The organism is Lacibacter cauensis, assembly GCF_007830055.1.
Taxonomy (GTDB): Bacteria; Bacteroidota; Bacteroidia; order Chitinophagales; family Chitinophagaceae; genus Lacibacter; species Lacibacter cauensis.
In genome coordinates this window covers 582,351-603,423 of sequence record NZ_VLLE01000004.1, presented here as the reverse complement: position 1 = coordinate 603,423, position 21,073 = coordinate 582,351, and the positions used below count along the sequence as shown (strand labels likewise).

Sequence of the window (21,073 nt, the reverse complement as noted above, 5' to 3'; positions counted from 1 at the left end):
TTCAGTTGAGTTGAAACGAAACAGCATAAGCCATTTGTATTGCAACAGGTTTAACTGTAAGTCCCTTTAACTGTGATTGATTGTAAACAGAAAAGGGTGAAATTATGAATGAGTGCCTTGTTTTCTTTTGAAGGTTTGTTCTGAATTCGAATTTTGGCATCAGCATCAATACAAACGGCTCAACTCTTTCTTTATACTCCTCACTCATTTGTTTTATTTCTGCCGCTGTATAATTATAAGAAGGCGCATGTATGTTAACCTGTTTACCGATATTAAATTGCAAAACGGCGTCTATGCCAAAATAGGATTGAAAATTACCGGGATTTTTTCTATTGAGATTATAGGCAACTCCTACAGGTAAATTGATATTTTGATATTTGATCAGTATATTTTTAGTAGGTAAATCGCCACCGGAACCATAGATGAGAAGAAGCTGATCGAAGAATCTGTCGAACCCATTATTTTCTCTGAGTACAGTTCTGTTTGTTGTAATTCCTGTTCCTGTACTAAAAAGCCATTTATAGTCTGAAGTTTGGAAATTGATACGGATGTTGACGAAGCCTGTCGATCCTGTACTTAAACCATTTGTTCGGTTAGGCGGGATAAGGCTATCCGAGGTAAAGCTGTATAGTACAAAACCAATCCCAGCCTCCGGCTTCAGCTCAAGTTTTGTTTGTGCGTTTAATGAAATAAAGAAAAGTAAATGAATAAAGGTGATTAGGGTGTGTTTCATAATGTATCGTTTGGAAATTTAAACTACAAATTGCAGACAATATTTCAAACCCGTTAAGTAGAATTCTATTTGTTTAATAAAAACGTTAACAATATCTTTTCCATACTTTCTTTAGTCGATAGAAGCTGCAAAATAACACTTCAACGCAGAGAAAGAAGAATGCATAGGCTACGCAGAGTAAGCTCTCTGTTCTCTACGGCGAAAACTTAAAGAACGATTCGCTCACATTTCTCTAAATACTTTTCATCAATCGTAGCTCCAATACCCACAGTATCATCAATCTCCACAAAACCATTGTCTAAAAACTGCATGCCACCAACAACAGGATCTTCTTTCAGCATCAGTGGTGTATCTAAATCGTAATGCACAATTAAATTACTGCTGTAAGCAAAGTGTACCAATGCGGTAATGGCTAACCGGCTTTCCATAAAACAACCCACCTGCAGTTTCAGGTTGTGTGCTTTTGCTACTTCTACAATCTTCAATGCATGGTAAATACCGCCGCTCTTACCCAGCTTTACATTAAAATAATCGCAGGCATTGAGTTTGGCTAAACGTTCGGCATCGTGTTCATCAAAACAACTTTCATCGCTCATAATTTTAATGGGACTGTTCTTTCTTACTTCAGGCAAAGCCATGAAATTCCAGCGTGCAATCGGTTCTTCGCAATGTTCAATACCAAATTCTTTCAACGCCTGTAAGGTTGCAATAGCAGTCTCTACATTCCAGCCCTGGTTGGCATCAATACGCAACGGCAATTCGTTGCCAATAGCTTCACGAATTGCTTTTATCCGTGCTACATCTTCTTCTGTTGTTGTGCCCAGCTTTACTTTAATGGAAGGAAAGCCGGCTGCTTTATATTCAACTGCTTCTGCCGCCATTTTTTCGGGAGAACCAAGTCCCACCGTCATATCGGTTGAAATACGCTTATTCTTTTCACCGCCAAGAAACTTGTACAATGGTAAGCCCGCATGTTGTGCAGCAATATCATACAAGGCCATATCAAATGCACTCTTGATGCTTTCGTTACGGGTAATGATGCGTTCCATGGCGTTGATGCAGTCTTCGATCTGCAGCGGATCTTTTCCTTTCAAGGCTTTGGCAAGATCCTGCCCCACAATAAAACAGGTGTCCATGCTTTCGCCGTTAATGCTCATGTACGGACTGCATTCGCCCCAGCCTTTAATGCCGGCATTGGTGTTGATGACAACAATCACATTATCGCCATCGTACTGCGGTCCGAGTGAAATAACAAAAGGCTGTTTCAATGGAATACTGAGTTTATACAACTCAACAGAAGTAATTTCTAATTGCATGGAATGAAGTTAATAAAACTATGGATTGACATTTGCATCCGCTAAACCGTCTGAACATGAATGTACAGCAGTTTCACTCTTCTTTTCCTGTTCGCCATTTTCTGTAAGTTTTGGACGTTAAAAAAAGAAAGCCTTCAATAATTAGGCCCAGAAGATAATAGACAATAAACCCCAGGCAAATTACAAATACAATACGTTGCCAATGACTTTCGCCAAAACGGTTTTCAAGATCGAATACATCAGAAAGTAAAACAAACAGCCATGATGTTGCAGCAAAGGCAAGAATGAATTGCAACGCCATAAATCCATTCTTATCTTTTTCTGGCATAATATCATCCGGGCTCTCGTAGAATTGAATAATTCCAAATGAACCCTTTATGAACAAGACCTTTAAAAGTGTAAGTACAAATTGTATCATTCAAAAGGATACTAAAATACTGTATTTACGAATTGTTCACTGCCTGCAACCATATAACTTGTTGACAATAAAAAAGCCCGACGTAAACAGCGGGCTTTTTAATTGCAGGCGAACTGGTTTACTTCACCAGCTTCAACTCTTTAATTAAATTATCTGCACCACCCAGCTTATCAATGCACCAGAGTACATAGCGGATGTCAACACAAATGGTGCGGTTGAGGTCTTTATCAAATGCTAACTTATGACTCAATGCTTCGTAGTTGCCATCGAAGGCCAGGCCAATCAATTCGCCATTGGCATTAATAACAGGCGAACCACTGTTGCCACCGGTAATATCGTTGGTAGTAATAAAACCAATCACCAGGTCGTTGCGGCTTTTATCTACATACTGACCAAAATCTTTTTTCCTCAACAGTTCAATTTGTTTCGATGGCAGATCGAATTCGTAATCACCAGCTTTGTATTTTTCCAGCAAACCTTTTGAGGTAGTTACAAAATCATACTTCACCGCATCTTTCGGTACATAGCTTTTTACATTGCCGTACGATACACGCATGGTAAACGTAGCATCGGGATACATCTTCTTCGCTTTTGCAGGATTCATTTCCATAATACCTTTCAGGTACAAACGACCGAGATCATTGTTCTTAATGGTAAACTCGGTAAAGCGTGGAAGGAATTTTACATTCCAGTTTTTGGTAAATGCACTGCCAATAGCAAAAGCAGGATCCTGCTGCAGTTTCAATCCGTCAGGATTAGCTGCAAATGCATTCCATTTTGCATCGTTTAAGATCATGGTATTTGAAAAAACCGAAGCTGCAAATTTTTTCCAGGTAGCTTCCTCTTTTAAATCGCCGAAACTTGCTTTAACACCTTCAAAGAAACTGATGGGATGTTGCTCTTTTGGTACATCTGCGTAGTACATCATTAAGGCTGTAGCCACAATTTTTTCATCGCTGATGGCATTGTGTTCTGCAAGGAAATTTTTGCGTGCTTCTGTAGCTGCATTTAAAGCATTCGTTACATCTTGCTTGGTTGCATTTGCTTTCAACAACGCTGCTTCCAACTGAATTAAAGAGGAAGCAAATGCTAATAACGGCGAACCATAAATGCCTTCCGTCATATAAATTCGATGTTGTGCGTAGGGGCGCCATGCACTATATATTTTTTCCCACTCAGGAAAAACAGCTGCATAATCTTCTTTACCATTCGCCCACTTCATAAAATCGGCTTCGGCTTTTTGTTTTTGTCCATACACATCGTACTTCAGCAACTGTTTAGTTTCACCGTCGTAAAACTTCCAGTAGTTGGCAATACTTGCATAACTGCTGGCGAGTTTTAATTTAATGGCAGGGTCTTTCTGCATTTCGGTAAACATGTATTTCAAACGCATGTCACGCAACTTCACTAATGTAGGGTTGTTGATGTCGGTTGAAAGTTTTACACCCAACGATGTTTCGTAACGGTTGGTACTGCCGGGGTAGCCCCAGGTCATAGCAAAATCACCATCTTTCAAACCACGGATAGAAACAGGTAAAAAATATTTCGGCTTCAAGGGAACATTCTCAGCACTAAAGTCTGCAGGCTTTCCATCTTTTGAAGTGTATACACGAAACACACTGAAATCGCCGGTGTGTCGTGGCCACTCCCAGTTATCGGTATCGCCGCCAAACTTACCTACGCTTTCCTGCGGTGTGCCTACTAAACGAATGTCTCGGTAACGTTGATAGATGAACGCTAAGAACTGGTTGCCTTTAAACAACGGACTGATGCGGCATTCAATACCCTCATCTGTATTGGATAAACGTTTGTTGATGGCGGCAAGCACAGCAGATTGTTTATCGGCTCTTGCTTTACCCATTAATGTACCCAACGAGTCGTTTACTTCTTTGGTAACATCGGTAATACGTAACAAAAACTGTACGGTAAGTGTTGTACGAATTTCCTCATTGAGATTTTTTGCATAAAAGCCATCACGCAGGTAATTATGATCGACTGTTGATGCGGATGCAATGGCACCATAGCCGCAGTGGTGGTTGGTAAAGATCAAACCCTTGCTGCTTACAATTTCGCCGGTACAACCATTACCGAAAATAATAATCGCATCTTTCAGCGAGGCTTTATTAATGTCGTACAACTGTTGCGGGGTAAGCTTCAAACCTTTCTTTTGCATATCGGCATACACCTGCTCACCAAGGAGTAACGGTAACCACATGCCTTCATCGGCATAGCTGCGTAACAACGTAAGTGTTACAATCATCGTTAAGAGAATCTTCTTCATGCTTATAGTATTTATAGAGAAACAAACGTACGGAAAAACGGTTTTCCGAAAACTGCTGTTCATCAGCTTTCGGATTCCGGCAGTTGTTGAACAGACGCTGTATTGATTAACGGATTTGCTGGCGACTCGTTGAAGTATTGATTGGTGTGGCAATTATCGCCATCGCAACAGGGCAGGGCATTGGTGCCGCATACAGGGCATTGATAATGGCCATGCACATGTACCAGTTGTACGATATGTCCGCAAAAAAGACAGTGCTGCATAGTTTAACGATAGCCTACCCATGCACGGTTTCTGGCATCGTACAGGAAGTAGGTATTGTTGCTGAAGCTGAAGTTTAATTTATCGCTTACAATGGCATCGGCTGGCAGCTTTAATTTCTGCGATAGTAAGCCATCGGTTTTACTGTACAGCTCAATTTCTTTCGTCTGCAAGTTCAGCAAGCCAAACTCTGCGTTACTTAAACCGGTATAAATAACAGTTGTGCTGTTGTAATTGGTGAGTACGGCATTGGAGTCAATTTTTAAATCGGCAGGCGGAGGTGTTTTTTTACCATAGCCTGTCTTCAACAAAAATGTTTTTGTTTTGTCTTCTGCACCTGTTACCGCACTATACGATACTACTGTTGAGCCTTTTAAAAAATGCACCAGGTTTTCCCGCATGTTGTATTGGCCAACAGAATTAGGGAAGGGTTGCAGCTGCCCTTTTGCAAACGGTTTTACATCGTACACAATACCGGCATCGTCCATTACATAGGTTACCCAACCTCCATCGCCAAACAAATTACCCTGGAAGGTTTTTAATGCAGGGTTGTACCATAGTCCACGTACATCGGCCAGCAAAGCGAGGTCGGGTGGCGACATCATTTCGCCTGCTGCATTAAAATAAGCGAGGCTATAGGTTTTATTGCCGGCTATTGTAGCATAGAAATAGCGGTTCTTCCCGTTTTGCGCAACAGTGCCGCCATTGTTGCCCGGCCCCTTGGGCATTTTCAGTTCAATTGTTTTACGCAACTGTCGTACAGACTGTGCATTGCTTTGTGAAGTAAAAACAAAACTGAAGAATAACGAAAGAAAAATGTATTTCATATAGCGGAACTTATGATGAAAACTAAATTACGAAATGATGCAGCACAGCCTTGTTAAAAAATAAAGCCAAACAACTCCATCAGTGATGCAATGCTGATGTGTACCAGCAAACCACCCCAGATACTTTTGCTGTGATAGGAGATGCTGCCGAGAATCAACCCGCCGAAGAAACTGCTTACAGCTTCCATCATCGGTTTGCCAAGATGAATGGAAAAATAAAATAATGCAATCGGTAAAATACTTTGTCGCCCCATTACTTTCGATAAAGCGATGATGAGGAAACCACGAAAGAAAAATTCGATGGTAAAAAAATCGGAGGCATAAGCCACTTCAAACAACAGATAGTGTAATGAATTTGCATCTGCACCAAGTTGCTTTTGTACAATAGATGCTTTGGGATATACTGCTGCAAAATCGCTTTGCAGGGAAGCCCACAGCAGCAGTGGCAGCATGCAGACGATCAATACAAAATAAATCCTGAGCGATTGTGTTTTTACTCTGCCATACAGATCAAACTTGTTTTCCAGCACCAGATGAACAAACAACAGCAATACAATCATCATTACAAAACTCCCAGCCCAGTTCATCGGTTGCAGAAAAGCAGTACGGTATCCGTTGCCGATGCCTGCAGGTAATAAACGATAGAAGGGGGCAATTACTTTTAACGCAAACAGCACCGGTGCAACAACAAAGACAAACTGTACACGGCTGTTTTGCAGAAATTGAAAACCGCTTTCGATGAGCAAGCCTGTAACGAAAAATAAAAAGAACAGCAGGCTATACCAGCAAAGCGAAAAGCTGAACGGTTGATTTCTTACCCACAGGGGAAAGCTGCTGTAATAATTAACAGCACAGGCTATTGCAATAATGGAAAAACAGGCAACGTATTTTTTATACGATGCTGGTTGCAACAGATCGGCAGCAGTAATGGTGATGAGTTTACGCAATGGATGATGTTAGCTGCGGCAATATACTGCAGTGCATTTATGCATTCAACTTCTGCCACAGAATATCTTTCAGCTCGGTTAATCCTTGACCGGTTACAGCAGAAATGAATACATGCGGTACGTTCTTGGGCAACTCTTTTTCAATAGCAGCTTTCAGTTCATCATCGAGCATATCGCTTTTACTGATGGCGATGATGAATTCTTTTTGCAGCATTTCCGGATTGTATTCTTCCAGTTCGTTATGGAGGATGTCAAATTCTTTTTTATGGTCAGCACTGTCGGCCGGAATCAAAAATAATAACACTGCATTGCGTTCAATGTGGCGGAGGAACCGATGACCCAGACCTTTTCCTTCAGCAGCACCTTCAATAATACCGGGTAAATCGGCAATGCAAAAACTTTTACCATCACGGTACTCCACCATGCCAAGCTGCGGTACAAGTGTTGTAAAAGCGTAATCGGCAATTTTAGGTTTAGCAGCAGTAATAGATGAAAGCAAGGTTGATTTACCTGCATTGGGGAAGCCTACCAAGCCTACATCGGCCAGTACTTTTAACTCCAAAAGTTTCCAGCCTTCTACACCGGGTTCACCCGGTTGTGCATGTTCAGGAACCTGGTTGGTAGGTGTTGCAAAATGGCTGTTGCCCAAACCACCACGTCCGCCACGCATGAAAATCACCTCCTGGCCATCTTCCAGAATTTCGGCTTCAATTTTTCCTGTTTCTTCATCACGTGCAATGGTGCCCAAGGGTACCTCAATGATGATGTCTTTACCATCACGACCGGTCATATTGTTTTTGCCGCCGGGAGCACCGTTTTCGGCCAGTACGTTCTTGTAATAACGCAGGTGAAGCAATGTCCAGAGTTGCGAATTACCACGCAGAATAATGTGTGCACCACGGCCACCATCGCCACCATCAGGACCACCTTTTGCTGTCAACTTGTTCCGCATAAAGTGTTTAATACCTGCGCCACCATGCCCGCTGCGACAAAATACCCGTATGTAATCAATGAAATTCTTTTCCATGCTGGCGGCAAAGATAGTTTTTATGGAGCGAGCAGCAGCATTTCTGTTTGACAGCACTGGCATTGCATGCCGACGCCTTGGTTCGCATCAAGACCGCAAGCGTCTTCGACTATTGGAAAATTGAAAAGAGCTTAGTTATGTAATTAATTTTCAGAAAATATTGAAAATACAAAAACTAATAGTTAGCTTTACGGTGTTCATCAAACAAACAGAGTATGAACAGTATCGCTTACATCATTTACCTGTTGCTTACCTATTTTATTACCGTTCATGTGGGTTTACGTTTTTACCGCAATGGCCGTATCTACATCCTTGGCTTGCTTGAAGGAAATGAAGCACTCACCGATTTTATTAATAAACTGTTGCTGGTGGGTTACTACCTGCTCAATCTTGGTTATGCAGCGCTGATGATACAGTTGTGGACAACAGTAGTCACCTGGTTGGCTTTGTTTGAAAGCATTTTCATCATGACAGGCCGCATTATGCTCACACTTGCGCTCATTCATTTTATGAATATGCTGGTGATTTATCTTATTCGTAAACGTCAACAAGCATCTCTTCACACAAAACAATAAATGTTATGAACACATCATTCAACTTCACTGCTTACTTAATTTATCTGCCTGTTGTTATTGCATTAACCTGGTATGTGGCACACATTCTTTTTAAGAACAGCAAAACCTTTATGCTCGAAATTTTTCATGGTAAAGAAGAAATCGCTTTCAGCACTAACAAATTATTCGAAACCGGGTTTTATCTCCTCAATGTAGGCTTTGCTTTAACTATTATGAAAATAGCCGGCGATGTAGCTGATAGTCGTGGAATGCTGGAAACGCTCAGCTATAAAATAGGGGGCTTCAGTATTTATTTAGGGTTGATGCTTTTCTTTAACCTGTATCTGTTTTTCAGAGGCCGTAAAATTTCGAGAGAGCGGAGCCGACTGATTCAGCAATTTGGCAACACATCTAAATAATCGTATAAAAAAGCCCCTCTCACAAAGAGAGGGGCAACGGTTTTTCCGGATATTTTAATTTACCTCTGAAACTTAGTTTTTAATAAGTTTTTGTGTATGCTTGCCGTCTTTTGCAATTACTTCGATCATATAAAGACCATTTTGAAGTTGCTGCAGATTATCAAGTACCACAATATTGTTACCAGCTTGCACGGTTACTTTTTTCGTAATTAAGGTTTGACCGGTAAGGTTGTTAATACGGATCATTACATCTTCTTTTTCTTTAGCATCAATTTGCACTTTAATATTACTTACAAACGGATTTGGATAAACTGTATAGTTATTGATGCGTGCGTTACCAATACGTAATGCAACAGTTTTAGAATAGCTGCTTACACCGTCAACATCAACTTGTTTAATGCGATAGTAAATAACGGTACCGCTAACTGCTGCATCAGTGAAGCTGTAGTTCTGTGTAAAGCTGCTGTTGCCTTTGCCTGCAACAGTGCCAACTGTTCTAAAGCTAACTGCATCTGTACTGCGTTCAACAATAAAATGACTGTTGTTAAATTCACTTAAAGTAGACCAGCTTACTTCTGCATTTGCTCCTGCTTTCTTAACGGCAACTTCACCAAATGTTACAGGCAGAGTTGATTGTGAAGGGAACTCACTTGAAGCAAGGTCGGTAAGACCTGAGAAACTTAAAACCTGTGTTGCCTGTACAGTTGAGTTTGAAGAATTAGCAGTTGTTTGATCGATAAAATAAATACCATTACCGGTTGAAATATGTAATGAACCTGTTTGGGTCCAGGCTACACCATTTACAGAAGTTCCTGTAAATACGCCACCGCCGGTTTGAACTGTCCATTTACGTGTAAGTGTAGTTGGTGAGGTTGTAGAGTTTAATGTATAAATGTATGTGTCGCCACCTGTAACGTTCGCCAAAGCATATAAAATATTACCTGGTCCAAAAGCAATATCTCCATTTTGAAAATCTGCAGCAGAACCTGCGCCACTAAAGGTAAGTGTTGCATTGCCATATGTATTTACATTACTGATAGCAGAAGATCCATTACCACGGAAAGAAGCAATATAAATATTGGTAGAACCATCACCAGCAACAATCCAACCCAACCCATTTTGATCGAAAGCCAAACGAACAAAACCAAGATCGCCGGTATTACCAGCTCCATTCATATCTATTGAACCTACTGATGTGCTTGCACCTCCAGTAGGACTTACCGAATAGATTTGTACTTGCCCTTCATTGGTATTTGTATTAAGGATATAATACAAATTTCCATTGGCATCATTTACGCTGGATTTATTTTTACCTAAACCCGCTGTATTATCTACAGGAGTTGCAATGCTTACAGGTCCATATTGAATTGCACCTGTAACAGGATTAATTCTGTATGCTCTGATGGAACCCGTACCCGAAGTAGAGTATAAGTTTGGCTGAAACACAGTTGCAACTGATGAAGAAGAAGCTGTTTGTGCGTTTCTTGATGCTACAACTGTAACAGTGTAATCGCCCAATGTATTAAATGTAATAGCTTTTGTGTTACTGTTACCAGAAGGAATCACATAATCAACTCCTGCAGTACCCGGACTAACACTCCATGTATAGTTTATTGTACCCGAACCGGTAAAGTTGCTTGTAGCTGCAGTAAAACTTACAGATCCGGTTGCAATAGTAGAAGCAGGAGAAGGTGTAAGTGTTACAGCCGGTGCTGGCGGAGGCGTAACTGTTATTGTTGTGGATGTTGTAGCTGTTGCAGAGCCACCTTGAGTCTGTGTTACTGTAACAGAAACATTGTAAGAACCTGGTGTGTTAAATGTAAAACTTTCACTTTCGTTATTACAGCCAGAAGTACAATTAAACGTGGCAGGGCTTGCAGGGATAGTTGCACCCGGGCCAGTAATTGTGTAGACAAAACTCCTGTTGTTGTTATCCCCTCCAAAACCAGAAGTGGTAACTGTAAATGTTTGCGATTGTCCAGCAACAATTGTTGAATTACTTGGTGAAATTGACGCAGACTGTGCATTTGTTTTAGCTGCAAACGAGATAACTAACAAAAAAAATGCAGCTACGCTTTTGAAAAGAGTAGAATTTGTTTTCATTTAAAATGTTTTTAAAAAATTGATAAATAGGTTTAGCCGTAGGAGGGATTTGTGGTAGTTAACAGGAATTGAAAACAAAAACTTTTCTGAAGGAATTTGGATAAGCATGACAGTTGCTGCAGAGTAGTACAAACAACTCTGAAAACTGTAAGAAAATGGCTGGCTTATTACGAAGGATAGGAGGAGTACGGCTAGTCTACGGATAAGTGGAAACGCTTATTGGAGTACAAAGATATATGTAGCGCATTAAAATCCAAATTTTTTATATGTTTTTTTTACGATATGTAAAAAATGAACATTTCGAGCAGGTTAATTGATAAAGTCTTTGAGGTATAGCGAAAGTTATAGTTATTATGCACTCAGTGATTCTGATTAGACTTCCAGTGCTCATAGAGTCTTTCCTGTGGCGGCCTGTTTGCCGGTATTTCTCTTAAGGGTTCACAGGGTTCCCATTCATTCTGCATATCGGCAGGCAGCGATTGATAGAGTTGAGTACCTTTTGTTTTCCAGGCAATCATTTCTTCGCTCACTTCTTTTATTTTTTTGGCGGGGTTGCCTACAATTAAACTTCTTGGTGCAAACATTTCGCCTTCTTTAATAAAGCTGAGTGCGCCAACAATGCATTCATCGCCGAGAACAACGTTATCCATAATTACACTGTTCATTCCTACTAAACAATTGCGGCCAATACTTGCACCATGTATAACCGCACCATGACCAATATGAGCACCCTCTTTTAATACAACTGTAACGCCGGGAAACATATGGATGGTACAATTTTCCTGCACATTGCAGCCATCTTCTAAAACAATTCCACCCCAATCGCCACGTAAAGCAGCACCCGGACCAATATAACAATGCTTACCAATAACAACATTACCTGTTACAGCAGCTTGCGGATGTACAAACGATGTTTCGTGTACAACCGGAATAAAACCTTTAAAGGAATAGATCATAAAAGATGAAGTTCCGACAAATGTAAAATCAATTAGCCGTTGGTTGGTTTTTTGCTTTTTTCTTTCTGCCCACGATACCACGAATAACAAAGAACATACCTGCAATAACTCCGGCTAATCCAAGTATGCCAACCAGCCATGCCGCAGCCTCTGAGCCGTTGCACGAAAGTGTACAGGCCAGACCGGCCACACCATATAAAAGAAGTAATGCAACAAGAACGGTTAATACAATAAGCAGAATCTTCACCCAGGTTTTCATCCCTTCTTCATCAGCCACTGCTTTTCTAAATTTTTTTCTCAGCTCTTTTTTTAACTGTCTTGTTTCCTTTTTTGTTTTGATCTTTTCTTTTATAACCGAACTATGTTCCTTTTCAAATACACTAACTGCCTGTGATGTGTTAGAAAAAGGAAGATATAAATCAGGAGTGCGTGATTGGTTGCCATAAAAGCATATGATGCAGAATGTACAGACTCCAATTGTAAACTGGTACAATTTCTTTTGATAGTAAGGTGCTTTTTTTTTGATAAGTGATATATAAAAGTACAACCGTTACTGCAATGCTGTTAAGAACAAAGGAGTAAGTTCAATCTGCACATCCCATAGTAGCGAACCGGTTATGTAACCAAGAATATTAAGGGGAATGTAAAGCAGAATAATGATAAGCCTGGCTGCGGTAACATGTTTACTTGCCCAATAAGATACCTGTTTCATAATGTGAAATTTTAAGGGAGTATCTTAAAGTAAACAAAAGCCATTGTATTTGCAATGATGGCTAAGAAACAAGCGGTTTTCCTGTACGGTAGCAGGTACCTTTAAACTGCGCCACCAAATGATTGTGTTGGTTATAAATGGAAATATGATATAAACCTGTTGATCGGCCATTGTGCAACTCTTTTGCTTCGGCAAGCAGTTCATCGCCGGGATGGACAGGTTTAATAAAGTTGATGGAGGTATCTAATGCTACCGATAAATCATTCCGGTTGTTGCAGGCGAATGCAAAAGCACTGTCGGCCAGCGAAAAAGCAATGCCGCCATGTACAATGCCAAAGCCATTGAGCATCTCTTCCCGTACCGTCATTTTTATTTTGCTGTAGCCTTCTTTAATTTCTATAACCGAAATGCCCAGCCATTGGCTGAAGCGATCGTGTTGCAGCATGTGTTCAATTACCTGAGTGGGAGTAGCCATGGTATGCTTTTTAATTTCCCTTAAAGTTCGGCGTTCTTTTTTCTAAAAATGCAGTAATACCTTCCTGGTAATCTTCCGTTGTTGCCGCTTTCTGTTGAAACTGATCTTCCAGTTGCAATTGTTCTTCCCAGGAGTTGTTGAACGAATAGTTCAATACATGTTTGGTATACGCCAAACCTTTGGTGGGCATTGCTGCCAATGTTTGTGCCATCTTTTTACTTTCTTCTTCAAAAATTATATCCGGATGTACTTTGTAAAGCATACCCATTTTTTCTGCATCTGTTGCAGAAACCTTATCACATGTCATCATCAAAGCGCTTGCTTTTTGCCAACCGATCAAACGTGGCAACGTAAATGTGCCGCCACTGTCGGGTATCAAACCAATTTTTGAAAATGCCTGGATGAAAGAGGCTGATTCTGCCGCCACAACAATATCACAACACAACGCAATGTTGGCACCCGCACCTGCAGCCACACCATTTACAGCTGCAATAACCGGCTTCGGCAGATTGCGTATGCGTTTAACAATCGGGTTATAGTGTTCAGATAAGATCTGTGCCAGTTCGATTTTGTGTTCACCTACTAATTCACCAATATCCTGTCCAGCACAAAATGCTTTGCCTGCACCGGTAATGTACACACAACGTACTTCGTGCAGCGATGCACATTCGTCGAGCTTGCTTTGCAGCAACAACGCCATTTCACGATTGAAGGAATTAAACTTATCGGGACGGTTAAGCGTAATGAACGCTACCGAATTTTTTATTTCAAATAAAATGGATGACATAAAGCAATAGTTAATAAGAGGCCATAAAATTACACATCAAAGCTCTTGATGTTTTTGTGTTTAAGAAAATAATCGTTCACCATATCGTAATCGTGCTTGGGAGCACCGATGCGGTAGAGATAAACAGCATCGTTATTTTCTTTGATCATTTTCATACAGCGGAAGCTGATGTCGTGTGCCGTAAAAAACTGTTCGAGTTCTGTTTTAAACAAATCGCTGGTATCGCTGGTTCTTACTTTGTAATCTTTCACTTTATGTAAGCGGTTAATGAAACGTTGTACAGGTTCCAGTACAAACAACGCAACCACCACCATACTGCTTACAACAACGGCTAATGGATAGTTGTGATAGCCAATGGCCATACCTAAGGCAGCTGTGATCCAGATCAACGCTGCAGTTGTTAAACCGTTTACCGAAATACCCTCTTTAAAAATAACGCCTGCGCCAATGAAACCAATACCTGTTACGATGTTACTGGCAATACGATCGGGACTGACGGTATTGCTTTCTTTGGAAAGAATGGTATACAAACAGGAACCCACACAAATAAAGATCATGGTACGAAAACCTGCAGGTTTGCTACGGAACTCACGTTCTAAGCCAATGACTGCACCAATGATGAATGCAATAGACACCTGAGCAGCTTCTTCTAAATAGATGGTAATATCCATAAGCTATATTCTTAAAACAAACAACAAGTTAGTGAATGTAAAAGAACAATGCAGAGATATACTAACATAAATACATAACCCTGTTTTCGAAGATGATTTTTGTGCCGTTAGGTACTTATGGTGGGTAGCATTATATACGCAATACAACAAGCGTTCCGATAGGAACGCATCGTGTTATGTTTGGATCCTACCGATCAGGCGTTCCTACGGAACGAAGAACAGATATTCACACATAAAAAAGGCCATCGTTAACCGATGGCCTTGGTTTATGCAATTAGTAATGATTAAACATATTTTGTAACACCCGGAACTGCAACAGGGTAATAACCATCATCATTTGGTAAAATTGGTGGTGCTGCATCCCAATCGTATTTCTTTGGCTGCAGATCGAGATTAGAAGCAAGTACTTTATCCCACTCCAGCAGTTGGCCGGAGTAAGTGGCCATACGTCCCATAATAGCTGTAAGCGTACTCTTTGCACCAATCTCCGCATCAGCAAATTTGTATTCGCCTTTGGCAATGGCTGCAAACAGTTCATCATGCTCGTTCTGGTAAGGATTGTTTTCGCCTTTCTTATCGAACTGGTAAACAGGTTTACCTTTTGCATCTAAGATCGTTGCTGCATCGCCTTTAATGCTTCCTTTGGTACCAATGATCAATTCATCCACACGACTCATCGTACCGGGAATATGACGGCACTGGCTGTTCAACACAGATCCGTCGGCATAGGTAAACTCAACAAAGTGGTGATCGAAGATTTCACCGTGATCTTTTCCTTTACGCACTTGTCTACCGCCCATACCTTGAGCTTTTACGGGGAAACTACCTTTGAACCAATTCACCACATCAATATTGTGAATGTGTTGCTCCACAATATGATCGCCGCAAAGCCAGTTGAAATAATACCAGTTACGCATCTGGTATTCCATTTCTGTTTGTCCGTATTTGCGTTTGTTTACCCACACACCATCGTTGTTCCACCAGGCTTGTGCAGATGTGATATCACCAATAATGTCTTTGCGTTTATATAATTCTCTGTAAGAATTTTGATAACGGCGTTGCAGACCAACAACCACATTCAGTTTTTTCTGTTTTGCTTTTTCAGCAGCATCCAGTACACGGCGGATACCAACGGGATCGGTTGCTACCGGTTTTTCCATGAACACATGCTTGCCTTTGTTCACCGCTTCTTCAAAATGAATGGGACGGAAGCCGGGAGGTGTGGTTAAGATCACCACATCGGCCAATGCAATGGCTTTGGCATATCCATCAAATCCAACAAACTTATTTTCTTCCGGCACATCTACTTTCGATTTTACAGAAGAGCCGGAGCCATCATCACTCATCAGGCGTTTATAACAAGTGTCGAGCTTATCACGAAAAGCATCGGCCATTGCCACCAGCTTTACATTTTGTTTGCTCAATAATGCCTGTGTGGCTGCACCGGTACCACGGCCACCGCAACCAACTAAGGCAATTTTAATGACGCCCTCGGCACCTGAAAAGAAATTAGCTTTTGATAGTAGCGGACTCATGATAAGACCGCCGGCAAGCAGCGAAGAAGTTTTTACAAACTCCCTGCGTGAATTGTTATCGTTGTTCATGTTTATGGTTTAGATATTTATTATTTGTTTTTTATTGACACTGAAGTATTCCTAATTCCTTTACTTCTTTGTAATCCGTCAGACGAGGGCGTCAGACGGGACGTTCATACATCCTACATCATACATCAGAGATCTTCCCCAAGATACTTCTGAAAAAACGCCTCTGCTTCTTCTGCTGTTGGTTGCTTCAACGGGCGAATAATGCGGAAGCCGATAAACGGTGCATCTGCATTCCACCATTTACTTTTTGGTATCTGCGGATCACGGCGGTTCCACACAGGATCAGACTTTGTTCTGTTGGCACTACGCAATTCTTTTGCTTCATCCTGATACGTACCACCCTTCACCGTTCTTGGGTAACGGTTTGTTGGTTCAATCAAAGGATTCTTTGCTTTATCGCCAATGGTTGTAAAGTATGTTTCGCTGTATTGATCCAACACCCATTCGCCCACATTGCCCAGCATATCGTACAAGCCCCAGGCATTGGGTTGTTTCTCACCTACTTTATGATAACGGTTGTCGCTGTTCGTTTTAAACCATGCATACTTGTCTAACTCTTTTGCATCGTTACCAAATGGATACACAGTTGTTGCACCTGCACGGCAGGCATATTCCCATTCGGCTTCTGTTGGTAAACGAAAGAAGACACCTGTTTTTTTATACAGCCATTTGCAATACATGAGTGCACCGTATTGCTGCATACTGTTGGCAGGAAAGCCACCTGCTTTGCCCATGCCCAATGTCATATCAATATAAGGCGAGCTGGGCCTTGTTACTGCATCAACACTTGTATTTTGACTGATGCTTTCATCCAGGAAAAAAGCATTGAACTCATCATACGTTACTTCATAGGCACCCATCCAGAAAGCATCCACGCTTACTTCACGCTGCGGCGTTTCATCGGCTTCTTTTTGTTTATCGGCATCAGCACTGCCCATTTTAAACGTACCTGCCGGAACAGCAACCATTTTACTTTGCAGGTTACTGGAAGGAATAGCTTGCAGATAATTTCGGAATGAAGTATCGGTTGACTGGGCTTGTACGGCAGCAATACCCAACACGCAAAAAAGCGACAAAAAGTTTTTCTTGTTCATAATAGTAGAAATGGAAATTACTGAAACTAATGGTTACGAATGTTAGCGAAATGCAAATGACAAGCGTTTTTATTTGCGAAACCGTTTGCGCAGCATCGAAAATCGAATTCTGTATTCTTGCGCAGAGTTGCTAAATTGAACATTCAAATAAATAACTATGCAACGCAGACAATTTCTTCAGCAATCGATTTTGGCCGGTGCAGCCGCAGTAACAGGAACAACAGCAATGGCAGGAACTCAACGGTCAACATCTATCGCAGAAAAACCGTTTCAGCTCGATTATGCATTTCATGCAGGCATGTTTAAAAACAATGGTGGAGAAAGTTTTTTAGATCAGATACGTTGGGCATACGATCAGGGTTTCCGCAGTATTGAAGATAATGGCATGATGAGCCGTAGTGCAGATGAGCAAAAGAAAATTGGTGATTTACTTGCGAAGCTGGGCATGCGCATGGGTGTGTTTGTCATTACTTCCGATAACTGGCATTGGATTACATCGCTCACCAGTGGTAAACAAGAGTGGATTGATAAGATGGAGAAAGACTGCAGAACAGCTGTTGAAGTAGCCAAACGTTGCAACGCCAAATGGTTAACGGTTGTGCCTGGTAATTACGATCGTCGTTTATCGATGGATCTGCAAACAGCCAATGTCATTACTGCATTACGAAAAGGTGCTACCATATTGGAGCCACATGGCTTGGTAATGGTGCTGGAAGCATTGAGCGATAACAGCGATTTGTTTTTACGAGGCTCCGATCAAACCTATATGATCTGTAAAGCAGTGAACAGTCCGTCGTGCAAGTTTTTGTTTGATATGTACCACATGCAACGGAATGAAGGCAACATCATTGCATCCATTGATCGGGTGTGGGAAGAAACCGGTTATTTCCAGATTGGTGATAACCCCGGCCGTAAAGAACCCGGCACCGGTGAAATGAATTACAAGAATATTTTCAAACACATTCACAAGAAAGGCTACAAAGGCATTTTAGGTATGGAGCATGGCAATGCGCTACCGGGTAAGGAAGGAGAGATGGCGTTGATTAAAGCGTATCGTGAAGCAGATAGCTTTTAATTGCTGATGTAGGATGTATGATGTCTGATTTGTTGTCGATTTTTAAATCCTACATCATAAATCATCCATCCGACATTATTAATGGCATTTGAAGTAATCGAACGGCTCTTTGCAATCATCGCATTGATACAATGCTTTGCAGGCCGTTGATCCAAACTCGCTGATGCGGTGAGTGTGATGTGAGTTGCAGTGCGGACATTGTACCGCTTCATTTGCTGCAAACAGTTTGTCGTTACACACTTGCTGTTTTGGATTTGGAGGAGCGATGCCGTATTGTTTCAGTTTTTCTTTTCCTGCTTCTGTTATCCAATCAGTCGTCCATGCAGGCGATAGAACTGAAGTGACTTTTACAGTTTTATATCCCTGCTCGGCTACTGCAAGACGAATATTCATTGCAATCATATCCATTGCCGGGCAACCGGTGTAAGTAGGAGTGATAATCACTTCCACCTCGCCTCCATTTATTTGTACTTCACGAACAATTCCCAAATCAAGAACAGTTAAAACAGGAACCTCCGGATCAACTACTGTTGAAAGTATGGACCAGATTTTTTGTTCTGCAGCAGAAGTATCGATATGTAGTTGTTCATTGTTCATATTGCTGAATTATCCCTCCCCTTAAGGGGAGGCTAGGTGGGGTCACCACTTTGCTCCCGGATAGGTACGTTGAAGATATTGTAATTCGGTTAAGATATAACCCAGCTGTTCGGTATGAACACCTTTCTTGCCACCCGACTGCATAAATACATTTTGCGGTACTGGCAATTTTGCTTCATCAAACACAGCGGTTACTTTTTCTGTCCATGTTTGTTTGATGGAAGTAAGATCAATACCCATGGCTGTTTCATAATCTGCAGCTTCAAACAGTTCGCCGCAGTAACGCCACAGCTCATCAATGGCGTGCAGCATGCGGTTATGACTTTCATCTGTACCATCACCCAAACGAATGACCCATTCGCTGCTCCAGCGTACATGATAGGTTGTTTCTTTGATGGCTTTTGTGGCGATGGCAGCCAACTGTTCATCGCTATGTTGCTGCAGTTGCTGAAACAACAGCAATTGATATTGACTGAAAAAATATTGCCGTAAAATGGTTTGTCCCCAATCTCCGTTCTGCTGCTCAACCAAGAGTAAATTTTTGAATTCCCGTTCAGTACGTAAGTACGCTAATGAATCTTCCGTTGAACCATCATTCTTTAAAGCAGCAGCGTATTGATAAAAATTTCTTGCTTGTCCAAGTAAGTCTAACGAAATATTCGTGATAGCAATATCCTGTTCCAGTATTGGCCCATGTCCGCACCACTCGCTGTTCCGTTGCGAAAGGATGAGGGTTGTATCAGCTAGATGAAGTGTGTAGTTGATTAAAGAATTAGTCATTGAAAAATTATCAATTAAGCTCACATATGCTTCACCTCATCAGGCAAATCATAAAAAGTAGGATGACGATAGACTTTATCATTGGCAGGATCGTATAAACTTTCTGCTTCATCCGGATTACTCGCATGAATGTATTTGCTTTCTACTACCCAGATGCTTACACCTTCCATACGGCGTGTATACACATCACGTGCATTTTCAATCGCCATTTGTGCATCAGCAGCTTTTAAACTACCCACATGTTTATGATCGAGACCTTGCTTGCTGCGGATAAACACTTCCCATAAAGGCCATGCAGCAGATTCGGCTTGTGTTTGATAATTACTGCCGCCTCCTTTTTCTTCAGGAATATCGCCGTAATAAAATTTTCTTATCTGAAAGTTCATAATTGATTGTTGTGATTAAGCGGCTGCTAAATTATCTTTTGCTGCTTTTATCTTTTGTTTTTCTGCATGTGCTGCTGCAGCTTCACGCACCCATCTGCCTTCTTCGTGTGCTTTGCGGCGTGCATCCAAACGTTGTTTGTTGCAGGGGCCGTTTCCTTTTACCACATTCCAGAATTCGTTCCAGTCAATTTCACCGAAATCGTAATGACCACGTGCTTCATTCCATTTCAAATGCGGATCGGGTAAGGTCATACCTAATAATTTCACCTGCTCCACACACATATCTACAAACTGCTGGCGCAGCTCGTCGTTTGTTTTGCGTTTGATCTTCCACTTCATGCTTTGATCGCTGTTGGTACTTTCGCTATCCTTTGGTCCAAACATCATGAGGCTTGGCCACCACCAACGGTTAATTGCATCCTGGCACATCGCTTTTTGTTCAGGCGTTCCTTTCGATAACACGAGCAACGATTCAAATCCCTGGCGCTGATGAAAACTTTCTTCTTTGCAAATACGCACCATGGCACGGGCATAAGGTCCGTAACTGGTGCGGCACAACATTACCTGGTTGAGGATGGCAGCACCATCTACCAACCAGCCAATGGCGCCCATATCGGCCCATGTAAGTGTGGGATAATTAAAAATAGAAGAGTACTTGGCTTTTCCGCTGTGCAGATCGTCGATCATTTGTTCCCGGCTCATGCCCAATGTTTCGGCAGCGCAATAGAGGTATAAGCCATGACCGGCTTCATCCTGCACCTTTGCCAGCAGAATAGCTTTACGCTTGAGTGATGGAGCACGGCTGATCCAGTTGCCTTCGGGCAACATGCCTACAATTTCGCTGTGTGCATGCTGGCTGATCTGTCGAAGATTGGTTTTGCGATAAGCTTCGGGCATCCAGTCCTTCGGCTCAATCTTTACCTCTTCGTCAATCTTTCGTTGAAACGTATTTTCTAAATCATGTACTGACATAACACTTCCGTTGGGTCACAAATTTAACAAGAACTAACGTGTGTTTGTGACTTTTGTTTAAAGTTTGTCTGTACCGAT

At 41.5% G+C, this 21,073-nt stretch carries 24 protein-coding genes; 3 read left to right on the top strand and 21 right to left on the bottom strand.

The annotated features are described in order from the left end of the window. Nucleotide 1 precedes the first annotated feature (1 nt). The 8 genes from IQ13_RS12745 to obgE all read right to left on the bottom strand — a co-directional run bounded on the left by IQ13_RS12745 (nt 2) and on the right by obgE (nt 7,810). A complete protein-coding gene (locus IQ13_RS12745; RefSeq protein ID WP_144886759.1) occupies nt 2–733 on the bottom strand; it encodes a ferredoxin reductase domain-containing protein in 732 nt (243 codons plus the stop codon). 206 nt (nt 734–939) lie between these two features. After that, complete coding sequence (locus IQ13_RS12740; protein WP_144886758.1) at nt 940–2,049, bottom strand: mandelate racemase/muconate lactonizing enzyme family protein; 1,110 nt, start codon at nt 2,047–2,049, stop codon at nt 940–942. A gap of 73 nt (nt 2,050–2,122) precedes the next feature. After that, entirely contained in the window at nt 2,123–2,467 is a 345-nt protein-coding gene (locus tag IQ13_RS12735) for a hypothetical protein (RefSeq protein WP_144886757.1), read from the bottom strand. Nucleotides 2,468–2,585: 118 nt separating this feature from the next. Beyond that, nucleotides 2,586–4,748, bottom strand: a complete 2,163-nt coding sequence (locus IQ13_RS12730) for a S46 family peptidase (protein WP_144886756.1) — start codon at nt 4,746–4,748, stop codon at nt 2,586–2,588. A 62-nt stretch (nt 4,749–4,810) separates the two neighbouring features. Next, nucleotides 4,811–5,011 carry a hypothetical protein gene (locus IQ13_RS12725; protein ID WP_144886755.1) on the bottom strand — a complete coding sequence of 67 codons (201 nt, stop codon included), beginning with the start codon at nt 5,009–5,011 and terminating at the stop codon, nt 4,811–4,813. 3 nt (nt 5,012–5,014) lie between these two features. Next, entirely contained in the window at nt 5,015–5,836 is an 822-nt protein-coding gene (locus IQ13_RS12720; RefSeq protein WP_144886754.1) for a hypothetical protein, read from the bottom strand. A 53-nt stretch (nt 5,837–5,889) separates the two neighbouring features. After that, entirely contained in the window at nt 5,890–6,783 is an 894-nt protein-coding gene (locus IQ13_RS12715) for a CPBP family intramembrane glutamic endopeptidase (RefSeq protein ID WP_144886753.1), read from the bottom strand. Between the two features lie 37 nt (nt 6,784–6,820). Then, nucleotides 6,821–7,810 (bottom strand): GTPase ObgE, encoded by a 990-nt coding sequence (gene obgE, locus IQ13_RS12710; RefSeq protein WP_144886752.1) that lies wholly within the window; start codon nt 7,808–7,810, stop codon nt 6,821–6,823. 215 nt (nt 7,811–8,025) lie between these two features. Here obgE and IQ13_RS12705 point away from each other — a divergent pair, with 215 nt between their 5' ends. Both IQ13_RS12705 and IQ13_RS12700 read left to right on the top strand, forming a co-directional pair. Next, the gene (locus IQ13_RS12705) at nt 8,026–8,385 is read left to right on the top strand and encodes a hypothetical protein (protein WP_144886751.1); all 360 of its coding nucleotides are present in this window, start codon (nt 8,026–8,028) and stop codon (nt 8,383–8,385) included. Between the two features lie 5 nt (nt 8,386–8,390). Beyond that, nucleotides 8,391–8,783 carry a hypothetical protein gene (locus tag IQ13_RS12700; RefSeq protein ID WP_144886750.1) on the top strand — a complete coding sequence of 131 codons (393 nt, stop codon included), beginning with the start codon at nt 8,391–8,393 and terminating at the stop codon, nt 8,781–8,783. A gap of 72 nt (nt 8,784–8,855) precedes the next feature. On the opposite strand, the gene IQ13_RS12695 is transcribed toward IQ13_RS12700, so the two are convergent. The 9 genes from IQ13_RS12695 to IQ13_RS12660 all read right to left on the bottom strand — a co-directional run bounded on the left by IQ13_RS12695 (nt 8,856) and on the right by IQ13_RS12660 (nt 17,185). After that, nucleotides 8,856–10,886: a T9SS type A sorting domain-containing protein gene (locus IQ13_RS12695; protein ID WP_144886749.1), complete on the bottom strand. Its 2,031-nt coding sequence runs from the start codon at nt 10,884–10,886 to the stop codon at nt 8,856–8,858. 359 nt (nt 10,887–11,245) lie between these two features. Continuing rightward, nucleotides 11,246–11,842: an acyltransferase gene (locus IQ13_RS12690; protein ID WP_144886748.1), complete on the bottom strand. Its 597-nt coding sequence runs from the start codon at nt 11,840–11,842 to the stop codon at nt 11,246–11,248. A gap of 28 nt (nt 11,843–11,870) precedes the next feature. Beyond that, a complete protein-coding gene (locus tag IQ13_RS12685) occupies nt 11,871–12,389 on the bottom strand; it encodes a hypothetical protein (RefSeq protein ID WP_144886747.1) in 519 nt (172 codons plus the stop codon). A 3-nt stretch (nt 12,390–12,392) separates the two neighbouring features. Further along, a complete protein-coding gene (locus IQ13_RS21380; protein WP_158637388.1) occupies nt 12,393–12,554 on the bottom strand; it encodes a hypothetical protein in 162 nt (53 codons plus the stop codon). Between the two features lie 61 nt (nt 12,555–12,615). Next, the gene (gene paaI / locus IQ13_RS12680) at nt 12,616–13,029 is read right to left on the bottom strand and encodes a hydroxyphenylacetyl-CoA thioesterase PaaI (RefSeq protein ID WP_144886746.1); all 414 of its coding nucleotides are present in this window, start codon (nt 13,027–13,029) and stop codon (nt 12,616–12,618) included. Between the two features lie 10 nt (nt 13,030–13,039). Next, the gene (locus tag IQ13_RS12675) at nt 13,040–13,816 is read right to left on the bottom strand and encodes an enoyl-CoA hydratase-related protein (RefSeq protein ID WP_144886745.1); all 777 of its coding nucleotides are present in this window, start codon (nt 13,814–13,816) and stop codon (nt 13,040–13,042) included. 29 nt (nt 13,817–13,845) lie between these two features. Then, a complete protein-coding gene (locus IQ13_RS12670; protein ID WP_144886744.1) occupies nt 13,846–14,487 on the bottom strand; it encodes an MgtC/SapB family protein in 642 nt (213 codons plus the stop codon). A 284-nt stretch (nt 14,488–14,771) separates the two neighbouring features. Next, nucleotides 14,772–16,091: a Gfo/Idh/MocA family protein gene (locus IQ13_RS12665; protein ID WP_144886743.1), complete on the bottom strand. Its 1,320-nt coding sequence runs from the start codon at nt 16,089–16,091 to the stop codon at nt 14,772–14,774. Nucleotides 16,092–16,216: 125 nt separating this feature from the next. Continuing rightward, complete coding sequence (locus tag IQ13_RS12660; protein WP_144886742.1) at nt 16,217–17,185, bottom strand: formylglycine-generating enzyme family protein; 969 nt, start codon at nt 17,183–17,185, stop codon at nt 16,217–16,219. Nucleotides 17,186–17,342: 157 nt separating this feature from the next. Here IQ13_RS12660 and IQ13_RS12655 point away from each other — a divergent pair, with 157 nt between their 5' ends. Then, nucleotides 17,343–18,260, top strand: coding sequence for a hydroxypyruvate isomerase family protein (locus IQ13_RS12655; RefSeq protein WP_144886741.1), 918 nt, complete (start codon nt 17,343–17,345; stop codon nt 18,258–18,260). Between the two features lie 78 nt (nt 18,261–18,338). Here the strand turns inward: IQ13_RS12655 and paaD are convergent, their stop codons facing one another. From paaD to paaA, 4 genes are read right to left on the bottom strand one after another with little or no spacing between them, the layout of a single operon-like run. Then, on the bottom strand, nt 18,339–18,857 hold the full coding sequence (gene paaD / locus IQ13_RS12650) for a 1,2-phenylacetyl-CoA epoxidase subunit PaaD (RefSeq protein WP_144886740.1): 519 nt from the start codon (nt 18,855–18,857) through the stop codon (nt 18,339–18,341). 42 nt (nt 18,858–18,899) lie between these two features. Further along, complete coding sequence (paaC, locus tag IQ13_RS12645) at nt 18,900–19,637, bottom strand: 1,2-phenylacetyl-CoA epoxidase subunit PaaC (protein WP_144886739.1); 738 nt, start codon at nt 19,635–19,637, stop codon at nt 18,900–18,902. Nucleotides 19,638–19,657: 20 nt separating this feature from the next. Then, nucleotides 19,658–20,023 (bottom strand): 1,2-phenylacetyl-CoA epoxidase subunit PaaB, encoded by a 366-nt coding sequence (gene paaB / locus IQ13_RS12640; RefSeq protein ID WP_144886738.1) that lies wholly within the window; start codon nt 20,021–20,023, stop codon nt 19,658–19,660. A gap of 15 nt (nt 20,024–20,038) precedes the next feature. Next, nucleotides 20,039–20,995: a 1,2-phenylacetyl-CoA epoxidase subunit PaaA gene (gene paaA, locus IQ13_RS12635; protein WP_144886737.1), complete on the bottom strand. Its 957-nt coding sequence runs from the start codon at nt 20,993–20,995 to the stop codon at nt 20,039–20,041. Nucleotides 20,996–21,073 lie beyond the last annotated feature (78 nt).